We start from the raw sequence: 19,589 nt of genomic DNA on the forward strand, positions 1-19,589 counted from the left end.
AAAAAGAGCCTGTTCTAAAAGGACAGGTTTTTTTTCATTTAAAGGTTTTTGATTGATCTTTAGTAAGCTAATTTAGGCCTATGGAACTTCAACTTTCTACACCCGCCTTACTTTTTTCAGCCATTACCTTACTCATGTTGGCATTTACCAATCGTTTTTTGGCAATAGCCAGTTTGATTCGAGGCCTACATAAGAACTACATGGATGCACCTGACAAGGAAATGATCGTGGATCAAATCCATAACTTAAGGAAGCGATTGACATTGATCAAGAATATGCAGCTCTTTGGAGTATTTAGCTTTTTATTATGCATCGTCTGTATGTATTTATTGTTCCATGGATTTATAGAAGCGGCCAACTGGGTGTTTGTAGGTAGTATGGGGTCATTATTGATTGCTTTGGCTTTATCATTAATAGAAATCCAAATTTCTACCAAGGCATTGAATTTGGAATTGAAGGATATGGAAGAAGTTTTTAACAACCGAAGTAGTGGGTTGGATTTTATCTTTAAAAAAGAGACAAAAAAAGATGAGAAATAGCCTTCTTTTTACTTTCCTGTGGATCGTAGGATTACTTGGTTGTAATTCCAAATCAACGGTTGAAACCGCATCTGTGGAACAAAATTCCACCAATGCGACTGTAGATGGGTTGTACATTGATTTGGAAGGAGTAGGGACTGCCTACGATTTTTATACTTGGACTTCTGATCGGATTCCTATGGTTTCTGCCCATAGAGGTGGACCCTATCCAGGATTTCCTGAGAATGCCATTGAAACATTTGAAAATGTCTTGAACTATACTTCATCGATCATCGAACTGGATGTGGCAATGACCAAGGATTCAGTATTGGTATTGATGCATGATGACGACTTGGACCGAACCACCAATGGAACAGGCAAAGTGGAGGAGGTGACCTATGAGTATATTCAATCCCTCTTTTTGGAAGACGAAAATGGGCAGTTGACTAGCTTTCGGGTACCGACTTTAGAAGAGGCATTAACTTGGTCTAAAGGGAAAGCATTATTGACCGTAGATATCAAGCGATCTGTTCCTTTCGAAAAGATCATTGAGGAAGTTCGCAGCACAGATTCTGAAGGGCATGCAGCTTTGATCACCTATACCTTTCCGGCTGCGAAGAAATTACATTCTATGGCTCCGGATTTAATGCTTTCCATTACCATCAGAAATGAAGAGGAAATCAAAAGGTTAGAGGAGACAGGAATTCCTTGGACCCGTGTAATTGCATTTACAGGTTTGGCCGAAAGGCCTAGGGAATTTAACCAGGCTCTCCACCAGAGAGGTGTTTTTACCATATTGGGAGTGTTGGGCAACTTGGATCAAAGTGCAGTTAGTCGAGGAGATCAAATCTATGCTAGTTTTGTGCAAAATGGAGCAGATATCTTGGCAACTGATAGACCCATTGAAGCTGCAGAGGCTATTAAAACCATGACTCCATCGCAAAGTTCTAAATCTAAGTATTTCATAAAATGATCATTGACCTACGTAGTGACACTGTCACAAAGCCTACTAAGGGTATGAAAGAAGCCATGTTTTCAGCTCCTGTAGGAGATGATGTCTTTGGAGAAGATCCAACGGTTTCGGCTCTGGAAGAGAAAATTGCGAGTCTTTTTGGGATGGAAGCTGCGATTTTCTGCCCTTCCGGTACCATGACCAACCAGATAGCAATACGTCTTCATACCCGAATTCAAACTGAGGTAATCTGTCATAAATATTCCCACATCTATTTGTATGAAGGAGGGGGGATTATGTCAAACTCTCTGGCCTCCGTCAAATTATTGGAAGGGAATCTAGGTAAAATTACCGCCTCTCAAGTGGCAGCCTCTATTAATCCAGATGATATCCATGCTCCTGAGACCACCATGGTTTCTCTGGAGAACACGATGAATAAGGGAGGGGGGAGTATTTATGAATTGGAAGAAGTCATCCCGATCAAAAAGGTTTGTGAAGAGTATGGATTGAAATTGCATTTGGATGGAGCGAGATTATTCAATGCATTGGTAGAAACCGGAGACAATCCAAAAGAATGGGGCGCCCAGTTTGATACGATATCCATTTGTTTGAGTAAAGGCTTGGGTTGTCCCGTAGGCTCTCTTCTACTCGGCTCAAAAACCGATATAAAGCGGGCTAGAAAAGTACGGAAAGTAATGGGCGGAGGAATGCGGCAGGCAGGATTTCTGGCAGCTGCAGGAATCTATGCTTTGGATCATCAAGTAGCGCGTTTGAAAGAGGATCACGCAAGAGCAAAAGCTTTAGGAGAAATGTTATTGAAAAAATCCTTTGTTCCTGAAGTATTGCCAGTTGCTACCAATATCGCTATTGCCAGGTTGGATGGAATCACACCAGAGTTCTTTTTGGAGAAGTTGGGAGAGAAGCACATTAAAGCGGTTAAATTCGGTCCAGACTTGGTTCGATTTGTTACTCACCATGATTTTGGGGATGATCACTTGGAAGAGTTTGGAAAACGAATTGGGGAATTATAAATCGAAGACAGTTTTTGTCATAAAAAGGGGGCTTTGCGGTCCCTTTTTTCATTTCTCTGTATCTTGCCGATAGAATCTAGATTCCAACAAATGAATAATACACCACTGGCAGAGCGAATGCGTCCAATCCGCTTGGAAGATTTGATTGGCCAAGAGCACTTGTCTTCCTCTAATTCATTTTTATATAAAGCCATCAAGTCGGGAAATGTCCCTTCATTGATCTTATGGGGCCCTCCAGGGGTTGGGAAAACGACCATTGCCAATATCATTGCCAATGAAATCAAAGCACCTTTTTATACGCTTTCGGCGATTAGCTCTGGGGTCAAGGATATCCGTGAGGTGATTGAAAAAGCAAAGTTTCAAATGGGAGTGGTACTTTTTATCGATGAAATCCATCGTTTTAATAAATCCCAGCAAGATGCGCTATTAGGAGCTGTGGAAAAAGGGATTATCCGCTTAATTGGTGCAACTACAGAGAACCCTTCCTTTGAGGTGAATGCTGCTCTTTTATCCAGATGCCAAGTATTTACCCTTAATTCCTTGGGGAAGCCGGAACTGGAGGCGATGATACATCAGGCTTTGGAAAGGGATTTGGAGCTGAAGAAACTGGATGTACAGTTGAAAGAGACGGATGCCTTGTTGAGAATCTCTGGTGGGGATGGAAGAAAGTTGCTAAATCTTTTAGAAATAGTCATTGATGGGATCAACGAAGATCCATGCGTGATCACAGATGAAAAAGTGATGCAAATTGCACAGCAAAAAGTGGCTTTGTATGATAAATCCGGTGAGCAACATTACGATATCATTTCTGCTTTTATCAAGTCAATCCGAGGTTCAGATCCAAATGCAGCCGTGTATTGGTTGGCTCGAATGATCGAAGGAGGGGAGGATGTGAAATTTATTGCTAGGAGATTGGTGATTTTGGCGTCGGAGGATATAGGTAATGCCAACCCTAATGCCTTGCTGTTGGCGACCAATTGTTTTGAGGCGGTCAAATTAATCGGGTACCCCGAATCCCGAATCATTCTATCGCAATGCGTGACCTATTTGGCCAGCTCTCCCAAAAGCAATGCCGCCTACATGGCCATCAACCAAGCGCAGTCTTTGGTGCGGGAAAAAGGAGATTTGTCTGTTCCACTCCATTTGAGAAATGCACCTACCAAGTTGATGAAAGATCTGAATTATGGGAAGGCTTATAAATATTCCCACGATTACCCTGGCAACTTTGTGGAGCAGGAATTCATGCCTGATGAAATCAAAGGAACCAAGTTATATGAACCTGGAGAAAATGCCAGGGAAAATGAGCTCCGAAAAAACCTAAAAAGAAACTGGGGAGATAAGTATGGGTATTAATTGTTTATCCTACGAATTTCTAATCCTATGAACTTTTGGAGTTGCTTCTCGGATAAACAGGAAAATATTCGACTCATGTTAATCTCAGTGTTTACCTTCACCTTAGGAGCTGGAGGTTAGATCACTTTTTTGATTCATACCCTATAGAAATGTTGGGGCTGCATAAAAAGTAATTCGATCCATTTTTTTGCATATGGAGTTAAGATTATGGGTTTATAGGAAAATTGGACGCCTCTAAAGATCAATCACTGTAAACATAAATTCGGTATTTTCTGCTTTTCCATTGTTTCCTTTAATCAGAACAAGGAATCCAGTTGCATCTTGCGTGCCATAAACCATTGAATTCCCGGCTTCATTCGTAAGTTGAATGATATAATTTCCGTCGGACATTGGTGTTGTAAAGTCAATACGGTAAACCCCTGTTTGAATAAGGGTGGCTGTAGCTCCTTTTATTTTAGCAGTTGATCCATCTGCGCGGACTTTTCCGAAGGCTTTGATAAAGCTATCTCCAGGAGGTCCGGCTGCTGGTAGGGAGACAGTGTTCCCTCCTGAAATGGTTAGATCAGTACCGCTGACGGATAAGGTTTGAATTTCATTGGTGGGATCGGCATCGGCGTCATTCACATTCACTGTGACCGTATTTCCGTTGGTTAATCCAATTACACCAGGCTGAGAGGGAGCCTCGACAAGCGCTTGAAATTCATTGGTAGGATCGGCATCGGCATCATCCAGACTAGGCACGCTGACGATATAGGGATCGGCCGTGGTCCCCGTACCTGTGACAGTGGCATTGGTACCGGCTTGAAGATCAGTTTCAGAGCCGTCGCTAAGCAGGGCAGAGAGGTCTACGTTTACAGGAGCCCCATTTTCAATGGCAATGGTCAGCACATTGTTAGCGGCAAGAGTTGCCGAAGTCAGGTCCTGCTCATCGGTGTTATCGAGGTAAGCGGATAGATCGACCGTTACGGGATCCCCATCTTCGATTTCAATGGTCAGGATGTTTCCGGAGATGGTTGCCGAGGTCAGGTTCTGATCATCGGTACCGGAGTTATCGAGTGCGGAAAGGTCTACGGTGGTGGTTCCACCGGCATCGACGATTTCCAGGTCGGTACCATTGAGGGTTCCGGAGGTAATCAATTCATTGGTGGGATCGGCATCGGCGTCATTCACATTCACTGTGACCGTATTTCCGTTGGTTAATCCAATTACACCAGGCTGAGAGGGAGCCTCGACAAGCGCTTGAAATTCATTGGTAGGATCGGCATCGGCATCGTTAACATTTAGGTTAAGGGTATTTCCATTTTCGATAGAGATATTACCAGCTCCTCCAGAAGTAGAAAGAATTTGGTTATCTGAACCTGCAGGACCTTGAGGACCTTGATCACCGGTATCTCCCTTATCCCCTTTTAGCGAAGCTAGCCATTCGGCTTCAGTTCCTACAAATCCATTGGCTACTGCGACTTCATATGCGGAGTCGCCATCAGCACCGTCTGCACCGTCTGCACCATCTAATCCATTGGCTCCATCAGCACCTTCAAGAGATGCGAGCCATTCTGCTTCAGTTCCTACAAATCCATTGGCTACTGCTACTTCATATGCGGAGTCGCCATCAACACCTGGGGCTCCAACAGGTCCTTGAGGTCCTACATCTCCTTGGTCACCCTTTGGACCTTGAGGCCCCGTGGAAGTAGGGAGAGTCACAGTATTTCCATCGGAAATGGAAAGCTGGTCACCGACAATAGATAAATTTTGAAGTTCATTCGTCACTGATCCGTCAACTATGGCACTATTCCCAAAATCATCATTTATGGTAAAGGTTCCATTTCCATTATCTACGATTTGAGTACGCCTGGCATCAAAGTTTAGACTAATTCCTGCGGCATTGGTAAATGTAAAAGTCCCGTTTCCGTTGTCTAGAAGGTCATTATTTGCATTAAAGGTAACTGCGGTACCGTCTTCAGAGGTGTAAGTAAAAGTGCCATTCCCATTGTCGGTAAGTGTGGTAATGGTTTGTAAGTTTTGTACAATTTCTTCGAGGTCTAAGGCAATGAAATCGCCATTTTCATCAAAATAACCTATCGTACCATCTTCATTCAAAACTAGGCTCCCTTGCATCTTCATACGGATATCCTCCAGTTCTGCGTCTACTACGGCAAGTTGATCTTCGATATTGTCGAGGTTATCTGAATCCAATACTCGATTCCAACTCCCATCTCGCCAGAAATAGAAGCCGGGCGCAATAGTTTCACTTTGAGTGATGTTGAAAACCAAAAGGCCATCCACAGGTCCTCCAGGAAGCAATGCCGCATCCTCTGGGGAATTAAGTGAGAGTCTTGGGATCAGAATCCCAAGATTGGAAGATTCAATATGCAGAATAGTAGATGGATGGGGATTTTCTGTCCCAATCCCTACCTGCGCATGGGCTACACCGACAAATAGCGCCAAGAAACTTACAAGTAATACCTTTTTCATAACCTCTATATTTACTAAACTTTTAATGCGTTGATTTTGACCGTGAAGACGGCTTTTTGTGGTTTAATCTTTCTTAATTACTTGGATCCAACCCTTAAATGACTGAGTACTTCCATCTTCTTCTACTACATCTAAGATGTAGAAGTAGGTGCCTGCCACAAGCCCTTCTGCTTCCCAGTTGTTCGAATAATTATCTTCTTCAAGGATGCTATCCCCCCAACGCGAGAAAATAGTAAGCTTGTTAGAGACAAATTTGTTGAGTCCCTTTATTTCAAATTGATCATTGAATCCATCAGAATTTGGTGTGATGACATTTGGAATGAAGAATGATTTCACCTCATTTTCATCTGTATCTAGGTTGTCACTAGGATCTTCATCTGGTTCAAAAGAGCTTACCTCAGCCACATTGATGATTCGGCCTGGATCAGCTGCCCTTACTCGCAGTGTAAAAGTGGCCTCATCGCCGCCGATAAACTCGGGGATACGGATGATAACAGACTGGCCGACGACCTCTACGTCAAACTCAAGTAGGCCAAAAATCGATTCTCCTTCTACGCTCACAAACTCAAGCTCTCTAGGAAGGTTATCAACCAGAACCACGTCTGTGGCCGCAACTTGGCTATTGTTTTGAAGGGTGATTTGATAGTCAAATTGATCGCCCTCCCAAATGGAAAGGTCGAATGAGGTTTTTGTTAGCCCCAAATTAGTAAACCCAGTGAGGACCCCTAATGTATAAACAGAAGTGCCACTAAGCGTGACAGCCGAGCTTACAAGTTGTCCTGGTAAATCTATTTCTCCACCTTCACTGACCCATTGAGAATCAGTTTCGTCCCATCTTACAATCCCAATTTTGTTGAGATCTCCTAGGATAAAAGGAGGAGTGGTTACATCACGCCAAGAGAGAGTTAGGCTTAAGTCGCGTTTACTTTCCTCAAGATTTTCTAGTTCCCAATATTCAGCATCATCTACTAAAACAACGTTTAGGGCCGTTTGATCTCTAGGATAAAGGTTGCCTGGATCTTCTAAAAAATATCGAGCAGTGACATTCAATTTATTCCCCGCCGGAATTGGAGAAGCAAAAAGAATCCGACGAAATGCTGCATTTCCTGTAGGAAAAAGAAGCTGCCTCTCTATGGCCGCACCAACTTTTCCATCTACAAAGCTTTCATCAGAGGAATTCTCAGAATTTGCACCCACTGCAAAACCAAAAATATCGTCAGCTGAAGAGGCCCTAACTACCCCTGCCTGAAAGTCGGCTAAGCCAGATACCTGCAGATCATTGGAAAGGATGAAGTCGGAATTGTTGCTTAATAATAGATTCCGAGTGTTGATCTGTGAAGAGCCTGTTAAACTTTGGCCACTAAGCCCTTCTAATCGGAGCAGTCCGGTTTCTTCGGACTGGCTAAAAGTAAACTCTCCTTCATTGGCTACATCAGACAAGAATATTACAGTCCCATCGTTTATAAATGAGGCATTAGTACGATTTTCAAATGGAAGAGCAGACCAAATAATTGCTCCTTCCTTGACGGATAGTTTACCCGTATTGACGAATTGTGCAAAAACAGTTTGGCCGCAGCACAAAAGTCCTACAAAAACCGGTAAACACTGATATAATAAGCTTCGAGTCATTTTGGGTAAAATTGTAATTCTATATGGGTAAAATTTAAGCTAGGATCTTTCACCTTCGGCATAAATTATTCCATTAGTCCTTCCGATTTAATACAAAGCCCTTTTACAAATAATATAAGTATCTGTTGATCTGTATTTTATGAATAAATGAAGCGAAAATTAAGGGAGATTTAGCTTATTTTTTTTAATTATAAATTGGGGTTTAGACAAAAAAAGAACATAAAACTGTATTTCAAAATCTTTTTTTTGAATTCAAACCAAATGGCCAATGCAAAATTTTGCTTGACCTAGCGGCAAAAATAAAAGCTATTACAGAAAAAATGGTTAAAAAAAAAACAAAAAAAATTATGTAAAGCTTGGTATAATTTAACCAAATGACCGATTCGGTGAGATTTCGGTAGAGCGAATGATGCTCTTAGATCGTGTAGTGTTTTAATCACCACTCTGAAATCAGTAGTTCCGATTCAACCCGAAATCTTTCCCCATAAACTCCTTCTGGAAGTCCTTTGCCGCAGCCGATAATCATGCAGATTTCGGATCCTTTGGGAAGGTTTAGAAGATTCGATACTCGTTTGGAGTCATAGCCTTCCATCGGGCAAGTGTCATAGCCGGAGGCTTTCATTCCTAACATAAAAGTCATGGAGGCCAAAGCAGCGGATTTATGAACAGAGATTCGTACATCAGTTTCGCTGACTTCACGGACCATAGGCCTTCTTAACCCAACCCACCAAGCAATAATTTTTTTGATGATAGTCCAGCCGGGAAAACGGGAATATAGTTTGGGTATTAAGTTTCCATAATAACTCAATGCCTGTTTTTGTTTCTTTTCAGATTGGTTTTGAACCGTGGTTTTGATGTAATTGTAATTGGCATCAGCCCTAGACTTCCAAAGATCTCTTCGGGTTACCACTACCACCAATTCTCTGGCAGTGACTGCTGCCTTTTGACGCATGCATAGGTTGGCTAGCGGAGCTTTAAGGGAAGAGGATTCCGGGATACGGATGAATTGATAGAGTTGTAGATTGGAGCTGTTTGGAGAGAGGATAGCTGCTTCCAAGCATTTTTTGACTATTTGGTGATCGAATGGGCTTTCTTGATCAAAAATCCTCACCGACCTTCTTGCCTCTACAGCTTCAAAAAAACCTAACTCTTTAAGTAATTCCATCAATTAACTATATTGTTTATTCAAACAACAAAAATTTATGTTGATTGATTATTTTGAAGCAAATTTAGAAAGAATTACCAACTACCATTTAAATGATTTTTGAATTAATAAGGCTACAATTCTTGAAGAGTGTCCGATCTACCTCTTTTGCCAAGAGCTTATTGATCACCATATTTCTGGCTTTTCTCGCATTACTCTTACTCAGTTATATTTTGATGGCAGGGATTTTCTTACAAAAAATCCTGGGTGTGATAGCTGAAGGACAAGATCCATTAGAGGTCCTCTGTTCAGGGCTGATCTTTTTCTTTTTGACGGAGTTTATGTATCGCTATTTCCTGCAAAATCTCCCAGTAATCGAACTGGAAAGCCTCTTGCATTTACCGATTGGTAAAAAGAAGATTATGCACATGCTGCTCGTAAGGTCCTTTATCTCCCCTATCAGTGTGATTGCATTATTACTTTTTTTACCATTTGGAATTCAGGTGATATTGCCTTCAATGGGGATGGCTTCTTTGATTTTCTGGATCGGTAATATCTTGATGATCAGCTGGTCCCTTCATTGGTTTATGCTTTGGTTTAAGCAACGGTTTGAAGATAGCCTGATAGGAGTATTTATCGTTTTCGCAGTTTTATTGCTTGGTGGAGGCTCTACCTATATGGGCTGGTTTAATCTAGGGGATTTAGTGGCTCCATTTTTCACTTGGTCGCTTACTAGTATAGTTCCTTTGATGATTACCACGATCCTTTGTGTGGGACTCTATTTCATAGCCTATACATTTTATCTAAACAATGCTTACCTAGAAGATTTGTCCAAAGAGGAGGAAGTTAAATTCGCCAATAAAAGCTTTGGTTTCTTTTCAAGATTCGGTTTGGCAGGAGAGATGGCTAATCTAGAGTGGAAATTAATCATCCGCCATAAGAAGAGTAGGACATTTTTAATGCTCAGTGCATTCTTTTTATTGTATGGAATGATTTTCTATGAAAATCCCCAATACCAGACAGAGGGAGGAGGCTTTAGCTTCATCTTTATTTTTGTGGGGGTATTTATAACCGGGATATTTATGATTCAATACGGGCAGTTGTTTTTAAGCTGGAACTCTGGAAATTTTGATTTTTTCATCAATCAAAAGGATGGAATAGCGGCGCTGATTCGAGGCAAGTATTTGTTGCTCATTGCCGTTTCTTGCCTTTGTTTCTTGTTGTCAGTGCCCTATGTGTATTTTGGGTGGAAGTTTTTATTGATCCATTTAGCTACATGGCTTTTCAATGCAGGGGTGTTGATTCATTTGATTGTCTATTTAGCCTTATGGAAACCTAAACCCATGGATTTAAATAAAGGAGCCATGTTCAATTATGAAGGAGTTGGAGCTGCTCAGTTTTTGATGATCATACCTATGATGTTAGCACCATACGCAGTTTATCTACCTTTTGCTTTGTGGGTCAATGAATATGCAGGCTTAGCTGCCCTGGCTACCATTGGAATCATTGGCATTCTTTCATTTAAAAAATTATCCCAAATCAATATTAATCGAGTGCTTTCCAATAGATACGAGATTTCATCTTCATTCCGTCAAGAGTTATGATTCAAGTAAAAGACCTTAAAAAACAATATAAAGAAGCTGTTGTGCTGGATGTTCCAAGTTTAGAGATTCCTAAGTCGGAATGTTTTGGATTGGTAGGTAATAATGGAGCCGGAAAAACCACCTTGTTTAGGATCATGTTGGACTTGGTTCGCGCCACTACAGGAAATGTAACGATTGACGAAGAGGATGTGAGTAAAAGTGAAGCTTGGAAAAGTGTGACAGGTGCGTTTTTAGATGAGCATATGCTCTTGGCCTACTTAACACCAGATGAATACTTTGAGACGCTAAGAAAAATTTATGGAATGTCGGAGGCCGATCTCCAAAACCACTTAGCCAAGTTCACGGATCTGTTTAATGAAGAAATCATTGGAAAAAAGAAATACATACGAGATTTGTCCAAAGGAAATTTGAAGAAGGTAGGAATAGCTGCTGCTTTGATGGGAAGTCCTCAATATGTGTTTTTGGATGAACCTTTTGAAAACCTAGATCCGAGTTCGCAAATCAGATTAAAGAAATTAGTGCTTCAGGAAAAGGAAAATTCACAAGTGACATTCATGATTTCCAGTCATGATTTGAACCATGTAACTGAAATTTGTGATCGCATCGTCTTGTTGGAAAAGGGAAAAATCATCAATGACCTGAGGGAAAAATCAGCGATGATGTCTGAATTGGAGGCGTATTTCACAGGTTGATTTAGATTACATATTCGAAAAGAAAGCCCCTTAGGAACATCCTGAGGGGCTTTTCTGTAAGCTATCCCATACTCTCTACTAAGGATAGCAATTCAACCTTTATTCAACTTTAACTAGTACCAACCGCCTCCAAGTGCTTGATATATATTCACTTTGGCATGCATTTGTTTCATTTTAGTTTCTATCAGATCAAATCTGGACTCCAACGCATCTCTCTGTGTCAATAACACTTCCATGTAATCAGCTCTTGCTGATTTAAACAAGTCATTGGAAATATCTACAGATTGAGTCAATGCATTTACTTGTTGCGTTTTTAAATCATAGGTTTTTTCCAAGTTGTCAATGTTGGAAAGCTGATTTGCCACTTCGATGTATGCATTCAAAATCGTTTGCTCGTAATTATAAATCGCCTGAATCTGCATGGCATTGGCAGTGAGGTACCTAGCTTTGATCGCATTTCGATTGATCAATGGCGCTACCAACTCACCCGCGAGCGAATAGATCAGGGATTGAGGAGAGGTGAACAAATAAGAAGGATTGAATGCATTAAAACCTAACCCAGCAGAAATCTCCAATTTAGGATAGAAGTCAGCTTTGGCCACTTGGATATCAACCTTCGATGCAGCCAATTCAAGCTCTGCTTGTCTGATATCCGGTCTGTTTTGTAATAACTGGGAAGGAATCCCCGCATGAACCATTTCAGGGACTAAGTCCGTGAAAACACGGTGATCTCTTTCCACTCTTTGAGGGAATCTACCTACCAAGAAATTGATCCGATTTTCAGTTTCTATAATTTGCTGCTGAATTTCGTATTGAATACTTCTGGTGTTTAGCACTTGTGCTTCAAATCGTTTGACTGCCAGTTCGGTGACCCTTGCAGCATTTTTCTGATACTTGACAATTTCCAAGGCATTGTTTTGGATCTCGATGTTCTGTTGAACAATCTCCAATTGATTATCCAACGCCAGTAGTTCGTAATAAGAATTGGCAATTTCAGCGATTAAGTTGGTAACCATGAAATTTTTGCCCTCTATGCTTCCTAGATATCGAGTCAAGGCTGATTTTTTCGCATTTCTCAGCTTTTTCCAAATATCCACTTCCCAGGTGGCAAATGCACCGACCACATAATCTTGCAACGGATCTGGCATTTCTTTCCCTGGTTTGATTTCAGTATTGGCATCATTGGCTCCTTGACTGGTATATCTCCCCACTTTATCCACTCCTGCACCTACCCCGATATTCACAGAGGGTAAAATTTCACCCTTTCGGACACGGACTTCATTTTGAGCAATCTGTATCTCCTGCAAGGTAATATTCAACTCCTGATTCTTGCTCAAAGCCGTATCAATCAGGGTTCGAAGGTATGGGTCGGAAAAGTATTCCTTCCAATCCAAAGTAGCGGTATTCGTGGTATCCTGAGAGCCATTAAAGCTTTCTGGAACTGTATCATTTATGGCTTTTTCGGCCAATTCTGGAGTCTTACAAGAGGTCACCGCAAAGGAAAGACTTGCTACTCCAAGACTTATATAAAGGATTCTTTTAAGCATGTTTGTGGTGAGTTTGTTCGGATAATGGACTTTCGTCTTCATTCTTGATTAAATGACGGCCATCTGCCAAAGACCCGAAAATGTAATAAAGGCCAGGGACAATGATTACCCCGAATATGGTACCGAAGAGCATTCCTCCCATGGCAGAAGCACCGATGGTTCTGTTACCAATTGCACCTGCTCCGGTTGCTAGTATCAATGGAACCAATCCCGCAATAAAGGCAAAGGAAGTCATGAGGATAGGTCTAAATCGAACCTTTGCACCTTCAATAGCTGCCGCAAGGATGGTTGCACCTTCCTGTCTCTTCTGTACAGCAAATTCCACAATCAATACCGCGTTTTTACCCAACAGCCCCACTAACATGATCAAACCAATCTGGGCATAAATATCATTGTCAAGTCCCATCATCTTCAGCAAGAAGAAGGATCCAAAAACCCCGACAGGTAAAGAGAAGACTACCGCAAGTGGAATGATAAAGCTTTCATATTGTGCTGCTAACACGAAGTAAACGAACACCAAAACGATGATAAATACATAGAGTGCTTCATTACCTCTGCTAGCTTCATCATAAGACAAGCCTTCCCATGCAATATCATACCCTCTCGGTAGTGTTTCAGCAGCCACTTCACGAATGGCTTGAATGGCATCAGCCGTAGTATAGCCTGGAGCCGGAAGACCTCTGATCGCCGCAGAGTTATACATGTTGAAACGGGTAACCTCATTAGGGCCTTGTGTTTTCTTCATCGTCATGAAGGCAGAATAAGGCACCATTTCGCCCGCTTCATTTTTCACGAAGAGATTCAGAACATCAGATGGTAATCGTCTGAAGCTTGGATCTGACTGCACATAGACTTTGAAAAATCGACCAAATCGGATAAAACCTTGTTCGTAGGTACTACCAATCAGAATGTTTAAGTTCTCCATGGCTTTACCAATAGATACCCCTTTCTGCATGGCTTTATTATTGTCTATCTCCAGTTCGTATTGTGGATAGTTGGCCGCGAAGAAGGTGAATAGACCAGTGATCTCTTTACGTTCTCTTAGGTGATCCATGAAGTCTTTGTTGATCTTATCAAACTCCTGATAATCTGTATTGGTAGTTTGATCCAATAATCTCATGGAGAAACCGCCAGATGAACCGAAACCCGGAATAGCTGGAGGTTCGAAGAATTCGACAATTGCACCAAGTCCTTTGGATTCTTCTTCCAGTTCTTCCATGATTTCTTTCACCGTGTGCTTACGCTCACCCCAAGGCTTCAAGTTGATCAAACAAGTACCAGCGTTGGATCCACGGCCCTCAGTCATGATCTCGTATCCTGCCAAGGAAGAAACAGATTCCACTCCATCAATTTCCTCGCAAATCTTTTGAAGCTTCTGGGAAACCTGATTGGTTCTTTCCAAAGTTGCTCCTGGAGGTGTCTGGATAATTGCATAGATGGTTCCCTGGTCTTCACTAGGAATAAATCCTGCAGGAAGAATCTGGTTTTCGAAGAAAATTCCAGCTCCAAATAGTAGTAGGATTCCAAAGGTTAACCACCTTCTACTCACCATGGATTTTAAAAGGCTTACATATTTACCTGTCAACTTATCGAAAACGCTGTTAAAGCTATCCAGTGATTTGGTCAGGAAGTTTTGCTTTTTCTCATGTCCATGGTGATTTTTAAGCAACATGGCACAAAGCACAGGAGTCAAGGTTAATGCGATCACCGCTGAAATCACAATGGAACTGGCCATAGTGATAGAGAACTGTCGATAGAAGGTGCCTACTGGGCCTGACATGAAGGAAATTGGAAGGAATACTGAAACCATAACCGCAGTAATGGCGATGATGGCTCCACTGATTTCTCCCAAAACTCTTTTTACAGCTTGGTAGGGAGTCAGGTGAGGGAAATCCTCCATTTTGGCGTGTACGGCTTCCACCACTACGATCGCATCATCAACCACAATACCAATTGCCAACACCAGAGCAAATAAAGTGACTAAGTTGATCGAGAGACCAAAGAATTGGATCACAAAGAAAGCTCCAACCAGCGAAACCGGTACAGCTAGAATAGGAATTAAAGTAGACCTCCAATCCCCTAGGAAAATAAATACAACGAGGGCTACGAGGATAAATGCGTCGCGTAATGTATGAACTACCTGTTCGATAGATGCATCTAGGAATTGAGAAACGTCATAACTGATTTGATAATCCATTCCTGGAGGGAAGGATTCTTTCATGACTTCCAGTCTTGCTTTCACTTCAGCGATTACATCACTGGCATTACTACCATAGTTTTGCTTCAATACAATAGCCGCGGAAGGATGACCGTCTAGGTTGGAATAAATATCAAAGAATTCACTTCCTAACTCAGTTCTAGCGATGTCTTTGAGTTTGATGCTTTCACCATCAGGGTTTGCCCGGATGATGATGTTATCGTATTGTTCAGAGGTATTGAAACGGCCCTTGTAGGTTAAAACATATTCAAGAGACTGGGCTGCGATACCGGAACTTTGACCGATTCTTCCCGGGCGTCCTACGATACTTTGCTCTTGCATCGCTTCCATGACATCTTCTACAGAAAGGTTGTAGGCACGCATACGGTCTGGATTTAACCATACCCGCATGGCATAAGTTCTACTGCCCAAAATTTGAGACCTAGCAACCCCTTTGATCCGGTTGATCTCCGGAATCATATTCACGTTGGCATAGTTGTACAAGAATTTTTCATCCATGCTTTCACTCGTCGAGAAAAGGTTGACGTACATCAACATACTTGGCTGGATAGGGGTGATAATCACACCTTCTCGTTGTACCAATTCTGGTAAGAGAGGCATTACCTGATCCACCCTGGTCTTGACTCGTATGACGGCCTGGTTGGGGTCGGTGCCTGGATCGAAGATTACGTTAATGGTTGCCTCACCGGCACTGGTAGCATCTGTGGCCATGTATCGCATTCCTTGAACCCCGTTGATGGAGTTTTCAAGCGTAATAAGCGTGGACTTTACCAGCACGTCGGCACTGGAACCTGGATAGGCGATAAATATACTTACCGTTGTTGGAGCGATTTCCGGAAACTGTGAAATAGGCATCTGCTTCATGGCCAGAGAACCTACAAACACAATGATAATGGAGATTACAATCGCTAAAACTGGTCTTTTAATGAATTTTGTAAACATCAGTTTGTTGTTTTAGGATTGGAATTACTCGGCATACAGATCCAGACTCGAAATCACAGATTTCGGCTCTAGAAAATCATACTGGATTTCTTGGTTTTCTTTTACTAGTCGAAGACCTTCCAATAGTATTTTGTCTGTAGGCTCTAATCCTCCTACTACTGCGTAAATGTGTGGTAACTCTGCAGAGATTTCGATTTCTCTAGAGTGGATTACATGATCTTCATCAATGACAAATACATACTTCTTATCCAACACTTCAAAGGTTGCCTTTTGTGGAATCAACAAGGTGTTTTCAAGAGGGATTGTCATTTGGATGTTTCCGGTTTCCCCATGTCTTAACAAAGCATCAGGATTCGGGAAAGTCGCTCTAAAAGCGATGTTACCAGTTTCATTGTTGAAATCCGCTTCAATAGTTTCTACTACTCCTGGATATTCAAACATTTTGTGGTTGGCCATTTGGAAGGCCACTTGCACTTTTTCATTGGATTTTACCTGAGCTTTGTAATCTAGGTATTCCGCTTCAGGCACGTTGTAATAAATCCACATTTTACTGTTGTCAGAGAAGTTGGTCAATAATTCACCTTCTTCTAGCAAACTACCTTCTCTTACCAGGAACTTGTCAATAATTCCGTCAAAAGGAGCTCTGATTTCAGTAAACTGTAAATGGGTTTCTGCCAATAGTCGTTCGGCATTGGCTTTGTCTACTTTTGCTTTGGCCATGGCCAATTCATTGGGTGCAACAATATTTCTATCTGCCAAAGATTTGGTGTTTTCAAATTCAATTCTTGCAAATTCAGCTTCAGCTTTTGCTCTTGCTAGCTCTGCTTCGTAGACATTGGGCATGATTTTGAAAAGCAGTGTGCCTTTTTTAACAAACTGACCTTCATCTACATAGATTTTTTGTAAGTAGCCCCTTTCTAGGGCTCTAAGCTCAATGTGCTGGATCGCATGGACCTGAGATACATATTGCTTGGTGATCAATGTGTCCATGGGTAATGGACTGGTTACCTGAAAGGTGGTTTCTGCTTCATGGTGCTCCTCTCCGTGAGAGTTGCAGCCTGTGTGGAAGAGTAATGCACACAAGCCTGCGAGCATGATAATTCTCGATTTCATAAAATAGATGTTAGACGGTATTTATTCTTGATTTTTAGAAACGTGTAAAGAATTGATACACGTGATTGCGTCCTTCACTTTGGAAATTGAAGCAACACAAAAAGGGTAGGGTAAGAAGAGCTATAGATTAAATAGCCTTACTTGAAAAGTAGTATCATATAGTAAACACCTGATTGATGAGGTGCATCCTATAGGACGATATAAGATAGAAATGCTTACTAAGGAATAAGCGTCTTTGAATAAACCGGAATAAAAATCCGAGAATTAGGGTGCAAAAAATTGCAATAAAGTAATTGCTGTTTTCTACATACTTTTTAAATGAAAAAAGGATGTCATCTTCCTCCTCGATTTCAGTAGGATCTAACTTGATTTTACCGGACTCGTGGATTTGAATGATTGGGATTTGTTCGGAGTTGCTTTGGGCTATGTGAGAATTTTCTAACCCGGAAAAATTTTCTTCCTGAACATACTGATGACCCTCCCCCATTTCATGGGCGTATAGTTGACTATACCCGCTTGAAAGTAGGATGCAAAATGATAGTACAATTCTTGTAATCAACTTTGTCATCAAGGTGCGAATTTATAAAGTTTTTCTCTCAGTCAAGAAAACTTCAGTTAAATCCTGTTAACGACTCAACTGTTCCTCTCAATCCAATATAAAATTTAAAAGGCATTTGAATCAATGGTACTAAATCAAATTTTATTTTGGTTTGGTGCCATGCTTAACATTTTTTTATAAAATTCTATATTTTATTGAGAATCTTCAAACTATTTCGGTTAACTATTTTTGTTTTTTTTATTTAATGAGGGAAATAATTTGGTTTATGATTTGCTAGAAAAGGTTTTTTATTTTACCTGTAGCAAGTTATTTTACTGAGTTAAAAAAGAAGAATGATCCCTATCTGCAATTAACTGATTTTTTAAACCATTCTTGAAATTTGCCTCTAAAGTCTTTTTCAAATGCACTTTGTGGAGTAATTCCATATAAAAATTATCACGTTTATATAATTGGCAGAAAATGAATAGGATAGATTGTTAAATTGAGGATTCTGTAAATATCAATAAATCATGAACAATAAACCCTTATTTCTAATTCTTTGTATGGTGCTAGCCTCCTTTCAGGTGATGGCACAAAATACGTACAATCTTGTCGTGGAAGGCTTTGACTGGGGTCCGGCTGTGAACAAAGTTATTTTGTCCAAAGGCAGCACTGATTTAAGTGTAGATCCATCAGTTTACCATGTCTATGCTACAAGAAGTTCTGAACTTTCAGAAGGTCCTATTAATCCTTCTGGAGGAGAAAGAACAGTACTATCTGCTTATAATTCGGATGGTCAAGGAAACAGGCAGGAGGACGGAAGTTATGTCACATTGAATCTGGCAGTAGCTCCTACTATTCGTGTGAGTTCACCCTTTCAATACATGCGTGGTCATGGCAACGTCTGGGTAGACTATCAATTGTTAATTACCAATACAGAGACCTTGGAAGTCTGGAACAAAGAAAGTGACCGGATCATTCCCTTGATCGATGAATTTGATTTGGATGGTACATTCACTCATTCCAATGTCGAACTCACCTATGCCTCATTTACACCGGATACCGATCAAGATAAGGCCCCATTGATTATTTGGTTACATGGAGGAGGTGAAGGAGGGACAGATACCACCATTCCATTACTGGGAAATCGGGCTGCCAATTATGCATCACCGGAAATTCAACAATATTTTGACGGGGCTTATGTGTTGGTACCACAAACACCTACTCGTTGGATGGATAGCGGAGATGGTTCAACTAGTGGTCAGGTAGATGATATTTACTTTGAGGCGTTGAAGGGCTTATTTGATGATTTTGTAGCGAAAAACCCCAATGTAGATACGGATCGGATTTATGTAGGTGGATGTAGTAATGGAGGGTATATGAGTTTGAAATTGATCTTGGAATACCCTGATTACTTTGCTGGAGGGTATATCAGCGCTTTAGCCTATCGGGCGGCCTATTTATCAGATGACCAAGCTAAAAGTATCAAGAATGTACCGATCTGGTTTGTGCACTCCAAAGATGATTCGACCACTGTCGCGGATCAGACTGTATTACCCGTCTATGATAAACTAATCAAAGCTGGAGCAAAAGATGTTCACTTGACTTTTTATGACCATGTGGTAGATATCACAGGCTTATTAGGAGGAGAGGATTACCATTATCCGGGGCACTGGTCATGGATTTATTCACATGCAAATAAGAGCCAAACAGATTTTGATGGTAGTCCCGTGAAAGTAGATGGAGTTCCCGTGACTATTATGCAATGGCTTTCTTCCCAATCAAATTAGTCCTCAGTAAGTAGGAGAAGTTAAGGATTTATAGAGGCTGCTAAAA

At 41.2% G+C, this 19,589-nt stretch carries 14 protein-coding genes; 7 read left to right on the top strand and 7 right to left on the bottom strand.

From position 1 onward, the window contains the following. The first annotated feature begins 80 nt into the window (after window positions 1-80). The 4 genes from BUR11_RS00330 to BUR11_RS00345 all read left to right on the top strand — a co-directional run bounded on the left by BUR11_RS00330 (window position 81) and on the right by BUR11_RS00345 (window position 3,854). A complete protein-coding gene (locus tag BUR11_RS00330) occupies window positions 81-539 on the top strand; it encodes a DUF2721 domain-containing protein (protein WP_074222868.1) in 459 nt (152 codons plus the stop codon). Then, window positions 529-1,491, top strand: coding sequence for a glycerophosphodiester phosphodiesterase family protein (locus BUR11_RS00335; RefSeq protein ID WP_074222869.1), 963 nt, complete (start codon window positions 529-531; stop codon window positions 1,489-1,491). The genes BUR11_RS00330 and BUR11_RS00335 overlap by 11 nt, the downstream gene beginning before the upstream one ends. Further along, complete coding sequence (locus tag BUR11_RS00340; protein WP_074222870.1) at window positions 1,488-2,501, top strand: threonine aldolase family protein; 1,014 nt, start codon at window positions 1,488-1,490, stop codon at window positions 2,499-2,501. The genes BUR11_RS00335 and BUR11_RS00340 overlap by 4 nt, the downstream gene beginning before the upstream one ends. A 90-nt stretch (window positions 2,502-2,591) precedes the next feature. After that, window positions 2,592-3,854 carry a replication-associated recombination protein A gene (locus BUR11_RS00345; RefSeq protein WP_074222871.1) on the top strand — a complete coding sequence of 421 codons (1,263 nt, stop codon included), beginning with the start codon at window positions 2,592-2,594 and terminating at the stop codon, window positions 3,852-3,854. 234 nt (window positions 3,855-4,088) lie between these two features. Here the strand turns inward: BUR11_RS00345 and BUR11_RS00350 are convergent, their stop codons facing one another. The 3 genes from BUR11_RS00350 to BUR11_RS00360 form a co-directional block, all read right to left on the bottom strand. Beyond that, window positions 4,089-6,326 (bottom strand): collagen-like domain-containing protein, encoded by a 2,238-nt coding sequence (locus BUR11_RS00350; protein ID WP_074222872.1) that lies wholly within the window; start codon window positions 6,324-6,326, stop codon window positions 4,089-4,091. A 63-nt stretch (window positions 6,327-6,389) separates the two neighbouring features. After that, on the bottom strand, window positions 6,390-7,955 hold the full coding sequence (locus BUR11_RS00355; protein ID WP_084560823.1) for a T9SS type B sorting domain-containing protein: 1,566 nt from the start codon (window positions 7,953-7,955) through the stop codon (window positions 6,390-6,392). Between the two features lie 436 nt (window positions 7,956-8,391). After that, on the bottom strand, window positions 8,392-9,120 hold the full coding sequence (locus BUR11_RS00360) for a nitroreductase family protein (RefSeq protein ID WP_074222873.1): 729 nt from the start codon (window positions 9,118-9,120) through the stop codon (window positions 8,392-8,394). A gap of 122 nt (window positions 9,121-9,242) precedes the next feature. On the opposite strand from BUR11_RS00360, the gene BUR11_RS00365 reads away from it, so the two are divergent. Next, window positions 9,243-10,703, top strand: a complete 1,461-nt coding sequence (locus BUR11_RS00365; protein WP_317045199.1) for a DUF5687 family protein — start codon at window positions 9,243-9,245, stop codon at window positions 10,701-10,703. Then, entirely contained in the window at window positions 10,700-11,395 is a 696-nt protein-coding gene (locus BUR11_RS00370) for an ABC transporter ATP-binding protein (RefSeq protein ID WP_074222875.1), read from the top strand. The genes BUR11_RS00365 and BUR11_RS00370 overlap by 4 nt, the downstream gene beginning before the upstream one ends. A gap of 113 nt (window positions 11,396-11,508) precedes the next feature. Here BUR11_RS00370 and BUR11_RS00375 read toward each other — a convergent pair whose 3' ends face one another. From BUR11_RS00375 to BUR11_RS00390, 4 genes are all read right to left on the bottom strand, one after another. Continuing rightward, window positions 11,509-12,942 (bottom strand): TolC family protein, encoded by a 1,434-nt coding sequence (locus BUR11_RS00375; RefSeq protein ID WP_074222876.1) that lies wholly within the window; start codon window positions 12,940-12,942, stop codon window positions 11,509-11,511. Further along, entirely contained in the window at window positions 12,935-16,102 is a 3,168-nt protein-coding gene (locus tag BUR11_RS00380; protein ID WP_074222877.1) for an efflux RND transporter permease subunit, read from the bottom strand. The genes BUR11_RS00375 and BUR11_RS00380 overlap by 8 nt, the downstream gene beginning before the upstream one ends. A 24-nt stretch (window positions 16,103-16,126) precedes the next feature. After that, window positions 16,127-17,215 (bottom strand): efflux RND transporter periplasmic adaptor subunit, encoded by a 1,089-nt coding sequence (locus BUR11_RS00385; RefSeq protein ID WP_074222878.1) that lies wholly within the window; start codon window positions 17,213-17,215, stop codon window positions 16,127-16,129. Between the two features lie 154 nt (window positions 17,216-17,369). Then, the gene (locus tag BUR11_RS00390; RefSeq protein WP_143185774.1) at window positions 17,370-17,783 is read right to left on the bottom strand and encodes a hypothetical protein; all 414 of its coding nucleotides are present in this window, start codon (window positions 17,781-17,783) and stop codon (window positions 17,370-17,372) included. A gap of 500 nt (window positions 17,784-18,283) precedes the next feature. On the opposite strand from BUR11_RS00390, the gene BUR11_RS00395 reads away from it, so the two are divergent. Further along, window positions 18,284-19,543 (top strand): prolyl oligopeptidase family serine peptidase, encoded by a 1,260-nt coding sequence (locus tag BUR11_RS00395; protein WP_074222880.1) that lies wholly within the window; start codon window positions 18,284-18,286, stop codon window positions 19,541-19,543. The last annotated feature ends 46 nt before the right edge of the window (window positions 19,544-19,589 follow it).

The sequence above is a fragment of the Algoriphagus halophilus genome (assembly GCF_900129785.1).
In the GTDB taxonomy this organism is placed as follows: domain Bacteria; phylum Bacteroidota; class Bacteroidia; order Cytophagales; family Cyclobacteriaceae; genus Algoriphagus; species Algoriphagus halophilus.

What these genes read in the sequence shown, in the direction of transcription:
- BUR11_RS00330 (WP_074222868.1), top strand. Translation starts at nt 81, where the DNA reads ATGGAACTTCAACTTTCTACACCCGCCTTACTTTTTTCAGCCATTACC.
- BUR11_RS00335 (WP_074222869.1), top strand. Translation starts at nt 529, where the DNA reads ATGAGAAATAGCCTTCTTTTTACTTTCCTGTGGATCGTAGGATTACTT.
- BUR11_RS00340 (WP_074222870.1), top strand. Translation starts at nt 1,488, where the DNA reads ATGATCATTGACCTACGTAGTGACACTGTCACAAAGCCTACTAAGGGT.
- BUR11_RS00345 (WP_074222871.1), top strand. Translation starts at nt 2,592, where the DNA reads ATGAATAATACACCACTGGCAGAGCGAATGCGTCCAATCCGCTTGGAA.
- BUR11_RS00350 (WP_074222872.1), bottom strand. Translation starts at nt 6,326, where the DNA reads ATGAAAAAGGTATTACTTGTAAGTTTCTTGGCGCTATTTGTCGGTGTA.
- BUR11_RS00355 (WP_084560823.1), bottom strand. Translation starts at nt 7,955, where the DNA reads ATGACTCGAAGCTTATTATATCAGTGTTTACCGGTTTTTGTAGGACTT.
- BUR11_RS00360 (WP_074222873.1), bottom strand. Translation starts at nt 9,120, where the DNA reads ATGGAATTACTTAAAGAGTTAGGTTTTTTTGAAGCTGTAGAGGCAAGA.
- BUR11_RS00370 (WP_074222875.1), top strand. Translation starts at nt 10,700, where the DNA reads ATGATTCAAGTAAAAGACCTTAAAAAACAATATAAAGAAGCTGTTGTG.
- BUR11_RS00375 (WP_074222876.1), bottom strand. Translation starts at nt 12,942, where the DNA reads ATGCTTAAAAGAATCCTTTATATAAGTCTTGGAGTAGCAAGTCTTTCC.
- BUR11_RS00380 (WP_074222877.1), bottom strand. Translation starts at nt 16,102, where the DNA reads ATGTTTACAAAATTCATTAAAAGACCAGTTTTAGCGATTGTAATCTCC.
- BUR11_RS00385 (WP_074222878.1), bottom strand. Translation starts at nt 17,215, where the DNA reads ATGAAATCGAGAATTATCATGCTCGCAGGCTTGTGTGCATTACTCTTC.
- BUR11_RS00390 (WP_143185774.1), bottom strand. Translation starts at nt 17,783, where the DNA reads ATGACAAAGTTGATTACAAGAATTGTACTATCATTTTGCATCCTACTT.
- BUR11_RS00395 (WP_074222880.1), top strand. Translation starts at nt 18,284, where the DNA reads ATGAACAATAAACCCTTATTTCTAATTCTTTGTATGGTGCTAGCCTCC.